Origin of the sequence: Acinetobacter sp. YH12063, assembly GCF_013419715.1 — a bacterium.
GTDB classification, from domain to species: domain Bacteria; phylum Pseudomonadota; class Gammaproteobacteria; order Pseudomonadales; family Moraxellaceae; genus Acinetobacter; species Acinetobacter amyesii.
This window is the reverse complement of record NZ_VOZO01000007.1, coordinates 95,661-115,660: the sequence shown is the minus strand read 5'-3', so window position 1 is coordinate 115,660 and position 20,000 is coordinate 95,661. Positions and strand designations below refer to the sequence as shown.

Here is a 20,000-nt window from a genome sequence, read left to right as displayed (position 1 = left end):
AGGTATTTATAACGTATATAAGTCCTACTTTTGCTAATCAAAGCGCAATATTGTATACTTCTGCTTAACTCGAAGCGGGTAATGTTCCTGCTTATCTTTTTTTATTTAGCTGATTGTGATTTATCTGTATTCAAGCTTCTGACTTGAATCATATCTTTGTAACTACAGAATTATTATTCCAAACCCGATTGATTAATCTCTTTGTTCTGTCACAAAAAGCTCACATGTTGAGTAAATCTTTTGAATATTTTAAATACTTGGCAAACTGCCAAAGCCGTAAATGGCGACGAAATTAATGTAAAAATGGTGCCTTTAAAACGTCAACAAAATACCAATGCTGGTTTAATTTGGGTTGATGTTGGGCAAATGGTTGAATTAGAAACAGGCGAGACATTTAACCTGAATCTAGATGGCAAAAGCTTCTATACTGGCCCAAACCAGCTATATCGCTTAGCCTAAAAGCAAAAAACAGCAGATCATCTGCTGTTTTTTTTTTTGCTTAATTAAAAGTCTACGTTTGCATGGTCTGGATACGTACATTAATCAGATATGATGGTAAGTTTTTCTAAAGTCTAACGATTAGAAAGCTATGGACTAGTAAGACCATATTTTTAATTTTAAATCACTTACAGATGGGTTTTCATTAAACTCTAATATTTGAGCTTGTTCTGCACGCCAGTCCCCTAAAACGATACGTGATTTGCCGTGCACATCATGTATTTGGGGGCGGTGGGTATGTCCATGAATCAGTAGATCGGCTTGCTCTAAAGCCTTTTCTACAGCTTCGGCATTTACATCCATAATGTCATAGGATTTAACTTGCTTGGTTTCAGTACTTTTTTTGCGGAAACCATTGGCGATTTTTTGTCGAATGCTAAGCGGTAAGCTTTTTAAGAAACCTAAAAGGAACGGATTACGAATCACTTTACGAAACTTTTGGTAAGACACATCATCGGTGCAAAGTAAATCGCCATGTTCGAGGCGAATTTTATAGTTGCTAATGTGGAGATAATCAACGTCTTGTAATAATTGACCGTGAAATTTATCTAAAAACTTTTGACCCAATGCAAAGTCACGATTACCTACTTGGAAATAAATTTGATTTCCCAAAGCAGTAAAATCTTTAAGCGCTGCAATGATTTCGTCTAACCATGGGGCAGTAAAGTCATCACCAATCCAAGCATTAAACCAATCACCTAAAATATACAGCTGGGTATTTTGAGTTTTGTATTGTTCTAACAAAGCTAAAAACCCCCGAACGAGTCGAGGGTGTTCAGGTGACAAATGTAAATCAGCGATAAACAGATAGGTCACGAATCTTTTCCTTATTCTAAAAATCCCTCCCAGCCTCCCTTTGGAAAAGGGAGGAGTTCCGACATTTATTTCATATTGAAACTCCCTCCTTTATTAAAGGAGGGTTGGGGAGAATTTAAAAATTACTCAGAAATGATTTTAGCTGATTCAATTACAACGTTCTCTAGAGGAACGTCTGCGTGGTAGCCACGGTTACCAGTGCGAACGCCTTTGATTGCGTCAACAACGTCAAGACCTTCAACTACTTTACCAAATACTGCATAGCCCCAACCTTGCGCTGTTTTACCAGTGTGGTTAAGGAAGGAGTTGTTTTTAACGTTAATGAAGAATTGAGCTGAAGCAGAATGAGGTGCTTGAGTACGTGCCATAGCGATCGTACCAACATCATTGCTTAAACCGTTGTCAGCTTCGTTTTCAATAGAATCACGAGTTGTTTTTTCTTTGAAGTTTTCATCCATGCCGCCGCCTTGGATCATGAAACCATCAATAACACGGTGGAAAATCACGCCGTCATAGAAACCATCGCGAACATACTGTAAGAAGTTTTCAGCAGTTTTAGGTGCTTTTTCAGTGTTAAGCTCAAGAACAATACGACCTTTATTGGTGTTTAATTCGACTTGAGGAAAACTCATTGTGTAATCTCCTGTACATGGACATGAAAGCCATGGGTTTTTTGGTTGTGAGAAGCATAAGCAAACTGTAAACTACAAGGCAAGTAAAAACGTTACTTTCTTTGTTAAAAATAAAGAAAAGCGTTTTAATTATCCTAATTTTATCTTTATAGAAGTGATTTTATTACCATGAAGCCAAACGATGTTGTTTCATCCCTGCCTAACAATCCGACAACCAAGAACAATGCCCCTGTCGAAGCTGCGCAGCAGGAACAACAGCCAGGCTTAGATTTTGTACGTCAAGTCATTACCGATGATTTATCTGCAGGTCGTACAGAACAAGTTGTAACACGTTTCCCACCAGAGCCAAACGGCTACCTACATATTGGTCATGTAAAAGCCATTTGTCTGAACTTTGGTATTGCTCAAGAATTCGCGGGTCTATGTAACCTCCGTTTCGACGATACAAACCCAGATGCCGAAGAACAAGAGTATGTAGATGGTATTGCCAATGACGTGAAATGGCTAGGTTTTGAGTGGAACGGCGAGCCGCGTTATGCATCGAGCTATTTTGATCAGCTTTACACTTGGGCAGTTCAATTGATTGAACAAGGTGATGCCTATGTGGATTTGCAAAGCCCTGAAGAAATCAAACTAAACCGCGGTAATTTTGTTGAGCCGGGTAAAAACTCGCCGCAACGTGATGCTAGCGTAGAAGAAAACTTAGCGCGTTTTGAACAAATGCGTAATGGTGAGTTGGGAGAAGGTCAGGCAGTACTACGTGCCAAAATTGACATGACTTCACCTAACATTCATATGCGTGATCCTATTTTGTATCGTATTTTGCATTCTGAACATCACCAAACTGGTGATAAATGGAAAATGTACCCAATGTACGATTATGCGCATCCATTATCAGATGCCATTGAAGGAGTTACGCATTCACTGTGTACACTTGAGTTTGTTGATCACCGTCCATTCTATGACTGGGTTGTAGAAAAAGTTAAATCACCATCTGTACCACGTCAGTACGAATCAAGCCGCTTAAATGTGGATTACACCATTACCTCTAAGCGTAAATTACGTAAATTGGTTGAAGGTGGTTTTGTGAATGGTTGGGATGACCCGCGTATGCCGACCGTTGTAGGTATGCGCCGTCGCGGCTTTACTCCAGAAGGTCTGCGTGACTTCTGTAAACGTGTCGGTGTAACAAAAGTCGATGGCAGTATCGTGGATGTTGCAATGCTTGAATACTGCATCCGTCAGTCTTTAGAAAATACTGCTTCGCGTGGTATGGCAGTGTTGAATCCACTCAAAGTGACTTTAACTAACTTGCCTGAAGCAATGGATTTGGTACATGCACGTCATCCAAACGTTGACATGGGTGACCGTATCATTCCGTTGACTCAAGACATTTACATCGACCGTAAAGACTTTGAAGAAGTTGCACCTAAAGGCTTTAAACGTCTTATTCCGGGCGGTGAAGTGCGTTTACGTCATGCGTATGTGATTAAGTGTGATGAAGTGATTAAAGACGAGAACGGTGAAGTGGTTGAATTGAAATGTTCAATCGACCCTGAAACTTTAGGTAAAAACCCTGAAGGCCGTAAAGTGAAAGGTGTTGTACATTGGGTTTCTGCAAGCAAGGGTATTGCTGCGGAAGTTCGTATCTACGACCGTTTATTCACTGAATCAGACCCTGAAGTGGGTGATGACTTCCTTGCAAACTTAAATCCAGAATCACTTAAAGTAGTTCAAGCGGTCATTGAGCCTGCATTGGCAGAAGCAAAACCTGAAGATCGTTTCCAATTTGAACGTGAAGGTTACTTTGTTGCAGATCAGTTTGATCATACAGCTGAAAAACCAGTGTTTAACCGCATCTTAGATTTGAAAGACAGTTTTAAACCGGGTAAATAAAATCTTAGTTTTTAAAGGGATTCATCTTTGAATCCCCAATAGGTTAAGATCAAGTAGGTTAAGATTAAGCTCAACTTCGGTTGGGCTTTTTTCATGCTTGAGATGGTTCATTAAGGCAGTACAGAGGGGAAATAAGTGATCATTCGAAATAAAAATAATAGCTTTAAACTTTTATTTGCATGGCATGGCACGATACTCCCAAAAGTCATGCCTGCGTTGGCTGTCGTCGTGAGTTTGTCGGCGATTTTGGTGTATCTTAGCGCTGCACATTACCTGAATACGCCCGAAGTTCCAGCCATCGGGTTTACTATCTTTGGGGTAATTCTGTCGATTTTTTTGAGCTTTCGAAATACTGCCTGTTATGACCGTTGGTGGGAAGGTCGCAAGCTTTGGGGCACATTGATTGCCAATACACGCCACATGATTCGGGATAGTCATGTACTTGAAGATGAGCAAAGAACCGTGTTGATGTACCGCATCATGCTGTTTTGCAATTTGTTACGTGATCGCTTACGCTATGAATCACAAGATATTGTACATTTTAAAGACGGTGTAGATTTAACGGAGCAGCAATGGCAGCAATGCCGAGACAATATCAATGCACCACAGTATTTACTTGAAATTATTCAAAAAGATTTAGTCAAAGCCTATAAGCAAGGTCAGATTACAGACATTATCTACAGCACGCTTACACGTCATACCGTAGCGATGGGTGATATCCATGCAGGCTGTGACCGTATTATGACCACGCCATTGCCATTTTCCTATTCGGTGCTTTTACATCGCGCGGTGTATTCATTTTGTCTGATTTTGCCGTTTAGCCTAGAGGCCAGTTTAGGGATTTGGACACCTGTAATTGTGGCTTTGATTGCATATTTATTTTTAGGTTTGGATGCGTTAAGTGCAGAACTGGAAGAGCCTTTTGGCTTGCAGGAAAATGATTTGCCGCTGGACTCGATTGTACGAAACATTGAGCGTGAAATGTATAGCAGCTTAGAAGTTGAACTTCCGCCGCTGATTAAGACTTTTAACAGTAATTTAAGATAAATTCTTGGCCTAATTTTCAGATAAATTAGGCGATACATACCACGCATATTGATGCTGAAAAAAATCGTCCAAGTGTTGCATAAAGGCCTGTACTTTAGGCGGAACAAAATGTCGATGCGGAATTACCACATAGATTGCTGTGCTTTGAACAGGGATTGCTGGTAGAACTTGGACAAGTCGGCCAGAGAGTAGATCGTCCTCCACATGCCAAATAGAGTGGTTTGAGATGCCTAAACCTGCAAGTGCTGCTTGGTGTACGCCTTCACCTGAGTTGATATGAACTTGTCCTGAAACAGGTATATTTATGTTGTGTTGATCTTGGACGAATGTCCAAAGCTGCGAAACACCCTTAGGGTATTTCTGTAAAATGCATTGGTGTATAGAGAGCTCTTCTAGGGAGTGAGGTTCGCCATGTTGTTCGATATAGCTAGGCGAGGCACACAAAATACGACGGTTTAAGCTGAGCGGTTTAGCAATCAGTGATGAGTCTTCTAACTATCCAATACGTATCGCAACGTCGATACCTGCGGAGACCAAATCTAAATTTTGATCGGTCTGTTCAATATCCAAAGTCAATGTTGGATGCAACTTGGCAAAGGCTGCAAATACTGGCCCTAAAATACGATTTCCAAAAACTTCTGAACATGTGATTTTTAATACGCCACTGAGTTGTTGTGGTTCAGGCTGAAATTGGCTCAGTAGCGAATTAAATTGTTCGAGTAAGGGAAATCCTTGCTGCAATAAAACAGCACCTTCCTGTGTTAAATGTAGCTGCCGTGTGGTGCGATGAAAAAGGCGCAGCCCTAAACTTTGTTCAAGTCTGTGTAGACGGCTACTAGCGACAGAAACAGAGAGATTGGCTTCTTTGGCAGCTTGACTGATTGAACCCAGTGCCGCCATTCGTGTGAATAAGTCGAAATCTTCAGTTAGCATTATCAATATAATCAAGAAAGTCTTTCTCGATATTCAGGGTTTTTCTGATAAATATCTGTGCCTATTCTGTGTGTAAATTAAACACAGGAAATCACCATGAACTATCACAATCTAGGGCAATCTGGCTTACAAGTTTCAGAGTTCGGCTTTGGTACAGGTACATTTGGCGGGCAAGGCCCAATTTTCTCTGCATGGGGGCAATCGAGTTTAAATGATGCCCAACGTATGATTGATCTGTGTATTGATCAAGGCGTGAATTATTTCGACACTGCAGATGCTTATTCAAATGGTGCCTCAGAGCAGATGCTCGGTGGATTACTTCAATCAAAACGCCAAGAGGTGATTATTTCCAGCAAAGTGGGTATTCTAGAAGCTATATAATTCAAGCCGTGGAGGCGAGTTTAAAGCGTTTAGGCACGGATTATATTGATGTGCTGCAACTGCATCAGTTTGATAGCACGACGCCACTTGAGCAGCTGATGCGCAGTTTGGATGACTTGGTACGTAGTGGAAAAGTTCGCTATATCGGTGCGTCGAATTTTTCAGGCTGGCAGCTTATGAAAGCACAGTCGATTGCTCAACAGCATGGCTATGAAAAGCTAAGTGTGCATCAAGTCTATTATTCTTTGATTGGACGTGACTATGAATGGGAGTTGATGCCTGCGCAGCATGATCAACAGATTGGTGCAGTGGTATGGAGTCCGCTAGGCTGGGGGAGATTAACAGGAAAATTTGATCGTGAGCATGCGATTCCAAAGCAAAGTCGACTACATGAGACAGCACAATTCGCACCACCAGTTCAACACGAAAAGTTATTTGCAGTGTTAGATGTAATGCAAGAAATTGCCATGGAAACAGGGCACTCTATCCCGCAGATTGCATTGAATTGGCTGAAAACCAGACCGACTGTGTCTAGTATTTTGATAGGCGCACGTAATGAACAGCAACTGTTGGAGAACCTTGCGGCGAAGGAATGGTCATTAAGCGTAGAGCAGTTAGCCCGATTAGACGTAGTCAGTGCAGTGTATCCACCTTATCCATACTATCCCTATTGGAATGGGCAATTTGCAGAGAAAAATCCAACGCTAGTGACATCAGCATGTATTTCAGAACATACAGCAGAATAGGGCAATAACAATTCAGTGGTAGGCAATGATCAGTTCTCTGTGCTATCACTGAATAAAATTAAAATACTGAAGGAATACTGATGAGTGTCGTGATTGAAACCCAGATGTTAATTCGTAAGTCCATCAATATCGTATTTAATGCTTTTGTTGATCCTTTAATAACACAGCATTTTTGGTTTAGTGCATCGAGTGGATATCTAGAAGAAGGTAAAACGGTGCAATGGACTTGGCAAAAATATAATGCAGTCGCCGATGTAGACGTGCTGAATATTAAGGAAAACAAATTAATTCAAATACAGTGGGGTGAACCAAAAACTCAGGTCGATTTTATTTTTGAGCAAATTAGCCCGATGGAAACCTATGTTCGCATCAAAAATTCAAAGATTCCTCTGCAAGGTCAGGCATTGATTGATTTTATTATTGATAGTACAGGTGGTTTTACAACGGTTTTGGATGCAGCCAAAATTTATTTAGAACATGGCCTGCAAAGCAATTTGGTTGAAGATAAATTTCCACCTTTTAGCAATGCGAACTTTTAGCAATGTGAAGAGTGACCAAGATTAAGCATTACATCTGATACGCTAAAATAAAAAGCTTGTGTATTGGCACAGGATCTCTAAGCAATGTGCTGATCTACTGAAATTTGATAAAGCCACAGTTCAACGATGCTGTAGTGGATTAACGATTTTTATGTTCTTCACGCTTTAAATAGGTATAAACCGGCATCTGCATTTTGGCTTTTTCGCGCAGTTTCTTTTTGATATAGAACACCAGTGCAAAGCAAGTAGTGGTCACGGTCAGCATCATGCTACTCATAAAACTCATCAGAGAACTGACATAACCAATCGTGGTGAGTCGGTTCATCATACGAAACACCTGAGGACTACTTTCAACACCGGTAATGGCCCATGTGCATAAGTGTTCGCAGTTATTAATAATCAGATGATAGTTGTTTTCATGCATACGTGAGCGCATGCGACGCACCACTTTACGCCCTTTAAATTTTGGATTGCTGTACGACTGAACGATGATTTTTTTGCCGTGACTGAAATTTTCGATAGAAGTCATTTCAATCGGATGTTTTTTGAAAAGGTGTGCAAAACCTGAGTAGTGAATGACTCTACCGCGGCCGGCATATATGCCATGATGGCTATAACCGAAGTGTTTAACAATCAGATGTGTTCCAAGAGGAAAACCATCTTTCTGCACATGCATGTATTTACCAGTCCTACTTTAAATCCGAATTATTTTTAAAGATTAGTCTACTTTTAATCTGTGAATTAATCGACTATTTTAGCGATGATTTAGCTAAAATTTGTTCGATTTTTAACGTGCGCTATGGATAGGGTCATGCTTGGTCTTCAATTAACCTCAATGTTTAAAAAAATGCGCTTTATGATGCTGCTCGGTCTGATTTTCTCACCGAGTATTTCCTATGCCAATATTCAAGCGAAACGTGTCAGTCAGCCTATTGCCGTGGATGTGGTTGAAATTTCCGATCTGAGTCAACTAAAGCTCTATTTATATGATACACAGCAGCAGCCATATCGAGACCTACAGCGTTTAAAGCAGTCATTAGCGCGTAAGTGTAATACGATGAGCTTCGCAATGAATGCAGGGATGTATCATGCAGATTTAGCACCTGTTGGTCTATACGTTGAAAATGGAGTGCAGAAAAAAGCCTTGAATCGTGCAACACGAGGCTTTGGTAATTTTTTAATTCAGCCGAATGGTGTTCTAGCATGGAATGGCAAGCAAGCGGTGATATCAACCACACAAAAATATGCTTCCACAGATTTTAAGGCACGTTATGCAACGCAGTCAGGTCCAATGCTGGTGGTAGATGGAAAAATCAATCCAAACTTTATCCCACAGTCAGATTCATTGAAAATCCGCAATGGTGTGGGGATCAAAAACGGCAAGTTGTATTTTGTGATCAGTCGTGAAGGCGTGTCGTTTTATGCATTTGCACAATATTTTAAGCAGCAATTATCGATTAACAATGCCTTGTATTTAGATGGATCTGTGTCTAGTGCAGATATCCAAGCGTTGAATAGACATGATTCGAGTTTAAAACCTTTAGGGCCAATTGTAGCGTATACAACAGGATCTCAATGCAAACAATAAAAGCCCGAATAATCGGGCTTCATCTGTACAGTGTTTAGATTGATAGAAACAACTGTTTATTTGCCGACTAAACCTAAAAAGGTACTTTGGGTTTGGCACATTTGAATGGCTTGTTCTTTAGATTGTTTTTTAATACTTTCTTCAAACTGTTTTTTCTGTTCTTTGATTTGTTCTTCGTTTAAGCCCATTTGTTTCGACAAGGCTTCGAGTTTGTCCCAAGATTCTTCGCATTCTTTGGGGATTTGGCTACAAGCACTTAGACTAAGTATGCAGCAGGCAATAAGGCAACTTGTTAATTTATTCATGTTCATTCCTTTAATTTTTATATCAATGCTGTTTAGAGGTCATCTGCCTCTTATTTGATGCAATATTAGGTTTTATTGTCGTATGTTTAAAAATTAGACATCACTGAGTTGCCTTGGAGCATAGCATAAAAGCTGTAAATAGCGATGTGGCCAATCCACAAAACCTGATCTGTAAATAAGCGGCATACTTTTGATTAGACTAAAAAATGAAAAAGGCACTCTGTAAAACAGAATGCCTTGTTTGAACACTGAATGTTCAGACTCTACTGTAGAGGTAGATGCTGGATTTCATTTAATTCCTTACGGCTATAACCGCGCGAAGCGAGCACTTTTTTAATACCGAGGATAACATCTTCATCTGTTGCCTTTGTAAGAGCAGCAATAAGCTGTTCATTGGTTTTACAAGAGCAATCATTTTCAACACAGGCAATTTGATTCTTATGCCCGTTTTGCTGTTCATTAGCGAACAACTTATGCCAAAAACTCATAGAGCCTTCATTTGCGACCTAACATAGGACGAAATATAACCAATCCAATAAATAAAGCAAGACTACTAAAGTGATATTTTAGCCAGTTGAATGATCATTTTTTCGATTGGACTTTTAGAATCTTTGCCTAATTGATATAAAAAGGCATCCATTGCACTGCATGTGGCGAGAAAATAAAGCTTTTTTAGCATATAAAAAAGGAGCTTTTAGAAAGCTCCTTTTATGACAACAACATGATTTGAAATAATTTGTTTAAATCTTCTCAAGAAACACACCAGACTCTACATGGTGTGTATAAGGGAATTGATCAAACAAGGCAAATTTACTGATTTTATGCGTTTGTGAAAGCAGTTTAAGATTGTCATGTAAAGTATCTGGGTTGCATGAAATATAGATAATGCGTTCAAAACGTTGCAACAGTTTTAGTGTTTCATCATCGATACCTGCACGCGGTGGATCGACAAATACCGTATCGAAGTTATAGCTTGAAATTTCAATCTCAGCTTCTTCAAGGCGGCGGAATGTACGTTCAGCATTGTAGGCTTGGGTAAACTCTTCAGCTGAAAGACGAGCCACTTGGATATTATCAATACCATTTTGCTCAATATTCCACTGCGCGGCATAAACTGAAGACTTGGCTAATTCGGTTGCCAAAACGCGATTAAAGCGTGTTGAAAGAGGCAGCGTGAAATTACCATTACCACAGTAGAGCTCAAGTAAGTCTTTGTCTGAGTGATCCGCAACCTGACACGCCCATTCCAGCATTTTTTGACATACGCCGGCATTTGGCTGTGTGAAGCTACTTTCAATTTGTTTATACTGATATTTACGGTCAAATACTTGGAGTTCTTCAACCACATAGTCATCAGTTAAAATCACGCGCTGACCACGACTACGACCATAAATCTTGATATTGAGCTTTTCAGACAGCGCTTTGGCAGCAACTTCCCATTCAGCATTGAGCGGGCAGCGGTAAACCAATGAAACCAGCATTTCACCTTTCAGCGTTGCTAAGAAATGAACTTCAAATAATCGGCTATATAAGATCTCTTGTGCCTTGAGTTCATTTAATAATACGGGCATTAAATCATTAATGCTTTTATCTGCAATCGGGAAATCTTTAATTTCGACAACTTGTTTTTCATTGTCTGCATTGCGTTCAAACATTGCATAGAACATATCATTTTCAGTATGCCAAATTCGGAATTCCGCTCGCATACGAAAGTTTTGTTCAGCAGAAGGAAAAACTTCTAAAGAGGGAGGGTTGTATTCTGAAAATTGAGCCGTAATGCGGGCAACTTTGGCATCAAGTTGTTGCTGATAAGTTGAAGTCATATGCAGTAAAAAATCGCAAACATATTAAAAAAAGTCATGTTAGCAAAATTCACCTTATAAGACTAAATTAATTCCACTTTTGGCTGTATTTATCTGTCGAGAGGATGAGTCTGAATGCGCTAAACAGAATATTTATCTAGGGGTAGTTAAAAAAACGCTCAATCTTTATGGAACATTCATAAAGATTGAGCTAAGTGAGGAACTGATTAGTTGGAGTTCAATTCAGTGTTTAATTCATTGTCATTAAGCTGGCATTACCACCGGCTGCCGCTGTATTGACACTGATTGCCCGTTCAATCACGAAACGTTCTACAGGGATGTCATATTGGCCTGAAGCTAAATGTGTAATGCCAATAATTGCACCTTCACGAGACGCGATGACTTGTTGAATTTTTAATAACTCAGCTTTTTCACCATGATGTAAAACCGCATCAAAATTGCCATGATAAATATCCGTGATCACTTTAAATTGGTCTACGAGGACTTTTGGCATGCTATTTAAGTGTTTCAACACAAAAGTATTGTCTGCAAGTACAACAGGCTGACTACCCACCGATAAAATCGCAGCAATTTGATTCAGTTGATCTGCATCATTGTTAGCCAATGAAAGCACACCTTTACGTGCCAAAATGGCATATTGGTTGTTTTCACCAGTTGGGCCTTGCAGTTCAAAACTTTGTCCTGCAGCTATGGCCTGCGGTGTTTGAATAGCAATGCCTGAAAAATGTTGCTTCGCCCAAGTGTTAAAAGCTTCATATGCAGGGAAGTGTGCAGCTTGTGTTTCTGCCTGAGCCGCATAAGGTGTAGCCAATTTTTTCTCAGAAACTTGATGCATTAAACGGTAAAGATATAAAGGACCGCCCGCTTTTGGACCAGTACCTGATAAGCCTTCGCCGCCAAAAGGTTGTACACCGACCACTGCACCTACAATATTACGGTTAATGTACAGGTTGCCGACTTCTGCATGACCGATGACTTTTTGAATCGTGTCATCAATACGTGTATGCAAGCCCATGGTTAAACCATAACCTTTGGCATTAATTTGTGTTAATAGGTTTTCAATCTCACCATATTTGTAGGTGATTAAATGCAATACTGGCCCAAAAACTTCGCGTTCTAAATCATTTAAATTTGGCAGTTCAATCAAAGTTGGTGCAACGAAAGTTCCCGTACTTAAGGCATTGCCATCAGCATTAAACATGATTTGATGTACTGGATAGCCTTTGCTACGCATCTTCTCAATATGTTTTTCAATATTTTGCTGTGCTTCAAGGTCGATCACTGGGCCAATGTCAGTTGCTAAAAGTGCAGGATTTCCGACACGAAGTTGCTTCATCGCACCTTGTAACATGGTACGGACAACGTCCACATTATCTTCTTGTACACAGAGAATACGTAGGGCAGAACAGCGTTGGCCTGCACTGTCATAGGCAGAGTTAACGACATCTAATACCACTTGTTCTGTCAATGCAGATGAGTCAACAATCATGGCATTCTGACCGCCAGTTTCAGCAATCAAAACCACACTTTCGCCAAATTGGTTTAAGCGCTGTGCCACGGTTTTTTGCAAGATACGTGCGACTTCAGTGGAGCCTGTAAACATGATGCCTTGGATACGTGAGTCAGCACTGAGTTTGGCACCAATGGTTTCGCCACGCCCAGGAAGGAGTTGCAATACATCAAACGGAACACCTGCTTCCCATAAAATATGTACAGCTTGAGCAGCAATCAGTGGCGTTTGTTCAGCAGGCTTGGCAATCACTGTATTACCTGCAACCAATGCTGCAGCAATTTGACCTGTGAAAATAGCAAGCGGGAAGTTCCACGGGCTAATGCACAGCACAGTGCCAAGGGGTTCAATTTGGGTATTTTCAGCTAGATCAATCATTTGAGCAGCATAATAACGTAGAAAATCTACAGCTTCTCGAACTTCAGCAATAGCATTGGCATAGGTTTTACCACTTTCACGTGACAACAACACCATGAGAGATTGCAATTGTACTTCCATCAAATCCGCCGCACGGTTTAAGCATGCTGCACGCTGATCTTTGTCTAAAGTTTTCCATGAAGCTTGGGCATTTAACGCATTATTTAGGGCGATTTCCGCTTGCTCTAGACTAGCTTCACTGACACTGCCAACCACATCACTACGGTTTGCAGGGTTTGTAATGTTGATACTTGCAGTATGAATTTCTTCTAAATTAGCGCCGATTGCACTAGCATGCCACTGGGTATGTGCATGCTGTACTGCCGTGGTATTGAGCTGAGATAAGTCGCGATCATTGGCTAAATCGAGTCCTTTTGAGTTGCGACGTTCTGTGCCATACAAATCTTGCGGAAATGGGATAGAAGGATGCTTAGCTCCAGTGATACCTTCTTTTTCAGCCGTCGCTAATATCGTCTGTCTTGGATTTTCAATTAAATCTTCAATTTTTAAATTTTTATCTGCAATACGGTTGACGAAAGAGGTATTCGCACCATTTTCCAGTAAACGTCGAACCAAATAGGCCAATAAGGTTTCATGGTTACCCACTGGTGCATAAATACGACAAGGCACACCCAGTTTGTTATCAGACTTCGAACCCACCACTTGTTCATAGAGGGGTTCACCCATGCCGTGAAGGCACTGAAATTCATACTGGCCTGGATAGTAAAGCTCTGGCTGTGCTAATTGGTAGATCGTAGCAACGGTTTGCGCATTGTGTGTTGCAAACTGAGGATAAATTTGCTCAGGTGCTGCCAAGAGTTTTTTAGCACATGCAATATAAGACAGGTCGGTATGAACTTTGCGCGTAAATACAGGATAGTCACTCATACCTTCAATTTGCGCTTTCTTAATTTCGCTGTCCCAGTATGCACCTTTCACTAAGCGGATCATTAAACGTTTTTGGCTACGCTTAGCGAGGTCAATAATATGGTCGACCACATAGAAACAGCGCTTTTGGTAGGCTTGAATCACAAATCCAATACCTTTCCAGTCTGCTAATTTAGGCTCAAAACACAGGCGCTCAAGTAGTTCCAAAGAAATTTCTAGGCGGTCAGTTTCTTCAGCATCAATGTTTAAACCAATATTGTAATGCTTAGCTAATACAGCAAGTTCTAGCACTTTGCCATAAAGTTCGTTATGTATACGGTCGATCTGTGAACGTTGGTAGCGTGGGTGTAGGGCAGACAATTTGATCGAAATACCTGCGCCGTTATAAACATCCTTACCTTCAGAGGCTTGACCAATCGCGTGGATCGCATCGGTATAGTCTTGATAATAACGTTCTGCATCAGGTTCAGTTAATGCTGCTTCACCTAACATGTCATATGAATAACGGAAGCCTTTGTCTTCTAATACTTCTGCATGTTTAAGCGCTTCATTGATGGTCTCGCCTGTAACAAACTGTTCGCCCATCATACGCATAGCCACGTCGACAGCTTTACGGATAATGCCGCGACCACTACGTGCTAAAATACCGGTCAATAGACTAGAAAGACTTTTTTGTTGAGGGGTTTCCATTAGTTTACCCGTCAGCATTAAACCCCAAGCAGCAGCATTTACGAACATGAGGCTACTTTGGCCAACATGATCTTTCCAGTTACCTTGGTTGATTTTATCTTTGATCAGTAAATCACGTGTTGCTTTGTCTGGAATACGGAGTAGCGCTTCAGCTAAACACATGAGCGCGATGCCTTCCTGAGAAGACAATGAAAACTCTTGTAGCAAGCCTTGCACAATGCCTGCTTTACCTGTACCGCTTTTACGTTCACGTAATGAATGGGCTAAGTCAAAAGCCAATTGTTGAATTTGATCGCTGATCGGGGAAGGGATTTCACTGTGTGCTAATAAGTTTTCAATGCACTCAGTTTCAGCACGACGCCATGCTGTATTAATCGATTGTTCAAAGCTATTCTTGTCTTTAAATTCAGTGATGTAGTCATCGCTTCCCGTGACTTCAAATACTTTTCCATTCATGTTTCAATTTTCCGTGTCAAAGTTCTATGACGAGCAAATAAATCTTGAGCTTGATCCTTTATTTAATTTATCATCACAGAATATTTAGCGAATAACTCACTATAGTTTTAATAATATTTAGAGAAAAATTCAGATGACTAGCCCATATTTGAGCTTAGACCGTATAGATATTCGAATTTTAGAGCTGCTGCAAGAAGACGGGAAATTGTCCAATATTAGGCTTGCGGAAATGGTGAATTTATCACCTACTGCGGCGTTGGCACGTGTGCAAAAATTATCGAAAGAAGGCTTTATTTTAGGCTATGAAGCGCGTTTAAATCCGGTCTTACTCAACAATGGATTTGTGGTTTTTGTGGAGATTTTACTAGATAAAACTACGCCCAATGTATTGGAAGATTTTTCGGATGCAGTGCGTCAAATTCCAGAAATTGTAGAATGTCATATGATCAGCGGCGGTTTTGATTTTGTAGTGAAAATACGCTGTGCAAATATGGAAGAATTTAGAAAAATTTCAGGGCAGGTGCTTTGGCAATTACCTGGTATCAAGGAAACGCGTAGTTATCCTGTGATGGAAGTGATCAAAGAAAGTATGCAAATTAAGCTGAAACCTGCGGCTCGGCCGAAGTAGCTAATCATCAATAATTGAGTACTAAAAAGGGGCATTTAGCCCCTTTTTAGTGTCAAAAATTTTAGATTTCAGACATTTCTTTTTGATATTGCGCTTCGGCTTTTTCAAAGCGTTCAACCACATCCGCCTCTGGTGCTTTGCCCAATAAGCTCACGACAACGATACTGATTGCAGAGAAAATAAAGCCTGGAATGATTTCGTATAAACCAAGGTGGCCTAAGTAGTTTTTCCACACGATGACAGTCACAGCACCTACGATCATGCCAATGATTGCTCCGTTAAGCGTCATACGTTTCCAAAGCAATGAAAGAATAATCAGTGGGCCAAATGCAGCACCGAAACCTGCCCATGCATAAGCCACTAAGCCTAAAACTTTACTTGCAGGGTTCATTGCAAAGGTGATTGCAAATACGGCAATTGCCAAGACCATCGCACGTCCAATCCAAACCAATTCTTTTTGCGATGCATTTTTACGAATAAATCCTTTGTACAAATCTTCCGTCAAGGTGGTTGAGCAAACCAATAACTGACAGCTAAGTGTGCTCATCACCGCAGCTAAAATTGCGGCTAAAATAATCCCAGCAATCCACGGATTGAATAGAATTTTAGTCAACTCCATAAATACCGTTTCAGGGTTGGCATTAACGACACTTGCCAGTTCTGGGTGGACTTGGAAGTAAGCAATACCGATATAACCCACTGCTACAGCACCGCCTAGACACAGGATCATCCATGTCATACCAATGCGTCGTGCATTCGGAATGGATTTAACAGAATCGGCTGCCATAAAGCGAACCAAAATATGCGGCTGACCAAAATAGCCTAAGCCCCATGCCATGCTGGATAAAATCGCAACTGTACTTAAACCTTCAAATAAATTAGAAGCTTGTGGGCGAGCTGTTTCCAAAACAGCAGCAAGATTTTGACTGTTATCACCTAAAGCAAGGTAGGCGATGATCGGTGTGATCAGCAGTGCAAAGATCATCAGACCCGCTTGGAAAGTATCGGTCCAACTGATCGCTAAGAATCCACCAATACAGACATAGCTGATGGTTGCAATTGCACCAATCCACAGTGCTGTTGTGTAGTTCCAACCGAATAAACTTTCGAAAAGTCGTGCGCCAGCCACCATGCCAGAAGCACAGTAAATCGCAAAGAACACTAAAATCACTACAGCTGAAATGATACGTAAAATCTTTTTACGGTCTGCAAAACGGCTCGTGAAATAATCGGGCAGGGTCAGGGCATTATTTTGATATTCGGTATGAACACGCAAGCGACCAGCAACGATCAGCCAGTTCAACCAAGCACCGATAATTAAGCCGATTGCAATCCAAGCTTCGGAAAGACCAGATAGATAAATTGCACCAGGGAGACCCATGAGTAGCCAACCACTCATGTCGGATGCACCTGCTGAAAGTGCAGTCACAACACTTCCTAAACTTCGTCCACCTAAAATGTATTCGTCAAAGTTATGCGTAGCTCTGTAGGCATACAAACCAATGGCAAGCATTGCAAGAATATAAAAAATAAAGGTGACTAATGTCGGGTTTAAATGGCTCATAGGCGGTTCATCCTTAATGAAAGCAAATCATCTCTGTCCTAGATGAAAATTTGTACTTCTGTCGTAAGTCGCAGATTCAAGCACGATTTAAAAATTACACTCTGTAACCTTTAAGCATATTTTATGTATGTTTTGCGTAAATGATATTTTTTCTTATTACAAATCGAATTTTTTATTGTGCTGCTGAAATGTTGTACAGAAGGGAATTTAAATTTTGAAATGTAAATCTACTTAAGACTTTTCATCACAAAAAGAGAACTAATGAAATTAGGTAAAAATTACACAATGTTACATGGTGAACAAGAAATGTGCATTTGAAATATTTGGTTGCAAATGTGCATCACATCATCTGTAGTGAGATGATTTGAACAGGTCGAATATGAGGTATGCACAGTCTTGGTGCGTAATTAGAGGGAATGCGCAGTGACAACGGTTCAAATGGAAAAAACGAGAATAGAGCATGATTTATTGGGGGATAAAGCAGTCCCGCAGTCATGTTATTACGGTATACATACATTGCGTGCCATCGAAAACTTTCAAATATCAAAGCAGCATGTCGGACAAAATTTAAACTTTGTACGCGCTATTGCTCGGGTAAAAAAAGCGTCAGTAGAAACCAATTATCAATTTAACTTAATACAAGATTGATATTCGCCAAGCGATTCAGCAGGCGTGTGATGCATTGATAGATCATCCAGAACAATGGTCGGATTCATTTCCAATTGATATTTATCAAGGTGGAGCAGGCACTTCTATTAATATGAATGCCAATGAAGTCATTGCCAATATTGCCCTTGAGTCGCTCGGAGATGCTAAAGGCAGTTATCAACGGATTCATCCAAACGATCATGTTAATAAGTCACAATCCACCAATGATGTCTATCCAACAGCGCTGCGTCTAGCAACATTTAGCGCTTTTGATGCTTTATTTGTGGTTTTAAATCAGCTAATTGGAAGCTTACATATTAAAGCCGATGAGTTTAAACATGTCATCAAAATGGGGCGTACACAGTTACAAGATGCAGTTCCGATGACTTTGGGGCAAGAGTTCCGAGCATTTGCAACATTATTAAAAGAAGATTTGAAGTTGATTGAGCAAAATCGACAGCTTCTATTGGAAATTAATTTAGGTGCGACGGCAATTGGCACTGGCGTGAATTCTCCTGCGGGTTATGCAGGCAAGGCCGTTGAAAATCTAGCTCATTTGACCGGTCTAAAATTGCAAGGTGCAGAAGACTATGTCGAAGCAACCAGCGATTGTGGCGTATTCATTTTATTATCAAGCTGCTTAAAACGTTTAGCTGTCAAACTTTCTAAAATTTGTAATGACTTACGTCTTTTAAGTTCAGGGCCACGAACAGGTTTAGCGGAAATTCGTTTACCTGAGTTACAAGCAGGTTCGTCGATCATGCCTGCAAAGGTCAATCCTGTGATCCCTGAAGTGGTCAACCAAATTGCATTTCGAGTAATGGGGAATGATTTAACCATTACTTTGGCCGCAGAAGCGGGGCAATTACAATTAAATGTCATGGAGCCGGTGATTGCATTGTCCATGAATGAATCAATTGAGCTTTTGGTGAATGCGGTGAAAACTTTAGACAGCAAATGTATTCAAGGGATTCAGGCAAATGAGCAAGCATGTTTTGATGCTGTGATGCGTAGTGTAGGAATCGTGACCTTACTTGATCCATATTTAGGTCATGCAAAATGTGATGAAATCGGTAAGCAATGTATTGCCGAAAATAAAACCATTCGCCAAGTGGTATTAGAGCAAGAGCTGTTAACTGAAAGTCAATTGGATGAAATTTTCTCGATTGAAAATTTAGTTTCTGAAGTGACACCATTTAGTATGCCACTCGCTCAAGTGAGTTAAATGCTTATTTAGGACTTTTAAATAGCTAAATGATGAGTAAATGACGAAGGTTAATCCTTCGTTTTTTATTTGAAGAAATTAGTGGTAAATATAGAGAACTAAACTAATGACAGTCATGTATTAAGTATCCATTAGAAACCTAATTTCTAAAAGAAAGTATTAGGTTGAGAATAAAACGCTATATTTGCTTAGGATTGTAATTATTGTTCTATATATAGTCATGAAGGTTTGGATGAAAAATTTAGTGCATAGATAAAGTCAGAAAAGCTTTAACTTGCCCAAAAAAGGATGTAATCGAAGTACAATAGGTTTTTTATCATGTTGTAGATAGTCAGATGTTTAATAAGTTAGTCGATTTATTCAAAGGCGCTAAAGAGTCGCCTGAGCAACTTTACTTAGAACAACACCACATTCAATATGATGAAACTCAGGGCTATATCATTGAAGGCGTAGTTTTAAATACTTTGTCTGAACGTATGGAATATTTGTCGAATAGAAAAATGACAAATTTCGATGATTTAAAACAGCTCTATGCGACTGCAATGATTATCAATGAAAAAATAGACTTGGAAATTGCAAATCAACGCTTTGTTGCACGATTAGGCAATACTGAAGAAAATCTGTTGCAATTTAAACATTATGTCAAACTATTGAATGATTATTATCGTCAATTCATCCGTGATCGTAAGTAAGTGAATGGACTGCAGTGTTTGAGTTTGATGGGTGCGTTAAGGGTATTCATCAATAGAAAATACAATCGCAAATCCATA

15 protein-coding genes and 3 pseudogenes are annotated in these 20,000 nt (G+C 40.1%); 9 read left to right on the top strand and 9 right to left on the bottom strand.

Annotated elements, in window-relative coordinates; translation table 11 throughout:
- Positions 1-240 precede the first annotated feature (240 nt).
- A complete protein-coding gene (locus FTU12_RS09630) occupies positions 241-459 on the top strand; it encodes a transposase (RefSeq protein ID WP_168378619.1) in 219 nt (72 codons plus the stop codon).
- Positions 460-594: 135 nt separating this feature from the next.
- Here the strand turns inward: FTU12_RS09630 and FTU12_RS09625 are convergent, their stop codons facing one another.
- Positions 595-1,314 carry a UDP-2,3-diacylglucosamine diphosphatase gene (locus tag FTU12_RS09625; RefSeq protein WP_180041586.1) on the bottom strand — a complete coding sequence of 240 codons (720 nt, stop codon included), beginning with the start codon at positions 1,312-1,314 and terminating at the stop codon, positions 595-597.
- 122 nt (positions 1,315-1,436) lie between these two features.
- Positions 1,437-1,946, bottom strand: a complete 510-nt coding sequence (locus FTU12_RS09620; RefSeq protein WP_180114252.1) for a peptidylprolyl isomerase — start codon at positions 1,944-1,946, stop codon at positions 1,437-1,439.
- 168 nt (positions 1,947-2,114) lie between these two features.
- Here FTU12_RS09620 and FTU12_RS09615 point away from each other — a divergent pair, with 168 nt between their 5' ends.
- Complete coding sequence (locus FTU12_RS09615; protein ID WP_180004641.1) at positions 2,115-3,842, top strand: glutamine--tRNA ligase/YqeY domain fusion protein; 1,728 nt, start codon at positions 2,115-2,117, stop codon at positions 3,840-3,842.
- A 135-nt stretch (positions 3,843-3,977) separates the two neighbouring features.
- Positions 3,978-4,889 carry a bestrophin family protein gene (locus tag FTU12_RS09610; protein WP_180059086.1) on the top strand — a complete coding sequence of 304 codons (912 nt, stop codon included), beginning with the start codon at positions 3,978-3,980 and terminating at the stop codon, positions 4,887-4,889.
- 9 nt (positions 4,890-4,898) lie between these two features.
- Here FTU12_RS09610 and FTU12_RS09605 read toward each other — a convergent pair.
- Positions 4,899-5,822: pseudogene (locus FTU12_RS09605) on the bottom strand (LysR family transcriptional regulator).
- A gap of 96 nt (positions 5,823-5,918) precedes the next feature.
- On the opposite strand from FTU12_RS09605, the pseudogene FTU12_RS09600 reads away from it, so the two are divergent.
- Both FTU12_RS09600 and FTU12_RS09595 read left to right on the top strand, forming a co-directional pair.
- Positions 5,919-6,949: pseudogene (locus tag FTU12_RS09600) on the top strand (aldo/keto reductase).
- Positions 6,950-7,029: 80 nt separating this feature from the next.
- A complete protein-coding gene (locus FTU12_RS09595) occupies positions 7,030-7,488 on the top strand; it encodes an SRPBCC domain-containing protein (RefSeq protein ID WP_180026256.1) in 459 nt (152 codons plus the stop codon).
- Between the two features lie 139 nt (positions 7,489-7,627).
- Here FTU12_RS09595 and FTU12_RS09590 read toward each other — a convergent pair whose 3' ends face one another.
- Positions 7,628-8,164, bottom strand: a complete 537-nt coding sequence (locus tag FTU12_RS09590) for a lecithin retinol acyltransferase family protein (RefSeq protein ID WP_111883727.1) — start codon at positions 8,162-8,164, stop codon at positions 7,628-7,630.
- Between the two features lie 135 nt (positions 8,165-8,299).
- Between FTU12_RS09590 and FTU12_RS09585 the strand changes: the two genes are divergently transcribed.
- Positions 8,300-9,076, top strand: coding sequence for a phosphodiester glycosidase family protein (locus FTU12_RS09585; protein ID WP_257227307.1), 777 nt, complete (start codon positions 8,300-8,302; stop codon positions 9,074-9,076).
- Positions 9,077-9,132: 56 nt separating this feature from the next.
- On the opposite strand, the gene FTU12_RS09580 is transcribed toward FTU12_RS09585, so the two are convergent.
- The 4 genes from FTU12_RS09580 to putA form a co-directional block, all read right to left on the bottom strand.
- A complete protein-coding gene (locus FTU12_RS09580) occupies positions 9,133-9,381 on the bottom strand; it encodes a hypothetical protein (RefSeq protein WP_078188680.1) in 249 nt (82 codons plus the stop codon).
- A 263-nt stretch (positions 9,382-9,644) separates the two neighbouring features.
- Entirely contained in the window at positions 9,645-9,869 is a 225-nt protein-coding gene (locus tag FTU12_RS09575) for a hypothetical protein (RefSeq protein WP_168378613.1), read from the bottom strand.
- A gap of 252 nt (positions 9,870-10,121) precedes the next feature.
- Positions 10,122-11,204, bottom strand: a complete 1,083-nt coding sequence (gene trmA, locus FTU12_RS09570) for a tRNA (uridine(54)-C5)-methyltransferase TrmA (protein WP_180114251.1) — start codon at positions 11,202-11,204, stop codon at positions 10,122-10,124.
- A 229-nt stretch (positions 11,205-11,433) separates the two neighbouring features.
- Positions 11,434-15,165: a trifunctional transcriptional regulator/proline dehydrogenase/L-glutamate gamma-semialdehyde dehydrogenase gene (gene putA, locus FTU12_RS09565; RefSeq protein WP_180114250.1), complete on the bottom strand. Its 3,732-nt coding sequence runs from the start codon at positions 15,163-15,165 to the stop codon at positions 11,434-11,436.
- A gap of 133 nt (positions 15,166-15,298) precedes the next feature.
- Between putA and FTU12_RS09560 the strand changes: the two genes are divergently transcribed.
- Entirely contained in the window at positions 15,299-15,793 is a 495-nt protein-coding gene (locus FTU12_RS09560) for an Lrp/AsnC ligand binding domain-containing protein (RefSeq protein WP_180114249.1), read from the top strand.
- A gap of 61 nt (positions 15,794-15,854) precedes the next feature.
- Here FTU12_RS09560 and putP read toward each other — a convergent pair whose 3' ends face one another.
- Positions 15,855-17,357 (bottom strand): sodium/proline symporter PutP, encoded by a 1,503-nt coding sequence (gene putP / locus FTU12_RS09555; RefSeq protein ID WP_180114248.1) that lies wholly within the window; start codon positions 17,355-17,357, stop codon positions 15,855-15,857.
- A 423-nt stretch (positions 17,358-17,780) separates the two neighbouring features.
- Between putP and aspA the strand changes: the two are divergent.
- Together aspA and FTU12_RS09545 are read left to right on the top strand one after the other, a co-directional pair.
- Positions 17,781-19,230 (top strand): annotated as a pseudogene (aspA, locus tag FTU12_RS09550) (aspartate ammonia-lyase).
- Between the two features lie 335 nt (positions 19,231-19,565).
- The gene (locus FTU12_RS09545; protein ID WP_180007827.1) at positions 19,566-19,922 is read left to right on the top strand and encodes a hypothetical protein; all 357 of its coding nucleotides are present in this window, start codon (positions 19,566-19,568) and stop codon (positions 19,920-19,922) included.
- Positions 19,923-20,000 lie beyond the last annotated feature (78 nt).

Coding starts and splice junctions, on each gene's coding strand:
- FTU12_RS09620 (WP_180114252.1), bottom strand. CDS start 1,946: ATGAGTTTTCCTCAAGTCGAATTAAACACCAATAAAGGTCGTATTGTT.
- FTU12_RS09615 (WP_180004641.1), top strand. CDS start 2,115: ATGAAGCCAAACGATGTTGTTTCATCCCTGCCTAACAATCCGACAACC.
- FTU12_RS09595 (WP_180026256.1), top strand. CDS start 7,030: ATGAGTGTCGTGATTGAAACCCAGATGTTAATTCGTAAGTCCATCAAT.
- FTU12_RS09590 (WP_111883727.1), bottom strand. CDS start 8,164: ATGCATGTGCAGAAAGATGGTTTTCCTCTTGGAACACATCTGATTGTT.
- FTU12_RS09585 (WP_257227307.1), top strand. CDS start 8,300: ATGCTTGGTCTTCAATTAACCTCAATGTTTAAAAAAATGCGCTTTATG.
- FTU12_RS09580 (WP_078188680.1), bottom strand. CDS start 9,381: ATGAATAAATTAACAAGTTGCCTTATTGCCTGCTGCATACTTAGTCTA.
- FTU12_RS09575 (WP_168378613.1), bottom strand. CDS start 9,869: ATGAGTTTTTGGCATAAGTTGTTCGCTAATGAACAGCAAAACGGGCAT.
- trmA (WP_180114251.1), bottom strand. CDS start 11,204: ATGACTTCAACTTATCAGCAACAACTTGATGCCAAAGTTGCCCGCATT.
- putA (WP_180114250.1), bottom strand. CDS start 15,165: ATGAATGGAAAAGTATTTGAAGTCACGGGAAGCGATGACTACATCACT.
- FTU12_RS09560 (WP_180114249.1), top strand. CDS start 15,299: ATGACTAGCCCATATTTGAGCTTAGACCGTATAGATATTCGAATTTTA.
- putP (WP_180114248.1), bottom strand. CDS start 17,357: ATGAGCCATTTAAACCCGACATTAGTCACCTTTATTTTTTATATTCTT.
- FTU12_RS09545 (WP_180007827.1), top strand. CDS start 19,566: ATGTTTAATAAGTTAGTCGATTTATTCAAAGGCGCTAAAGAGTCGCCT.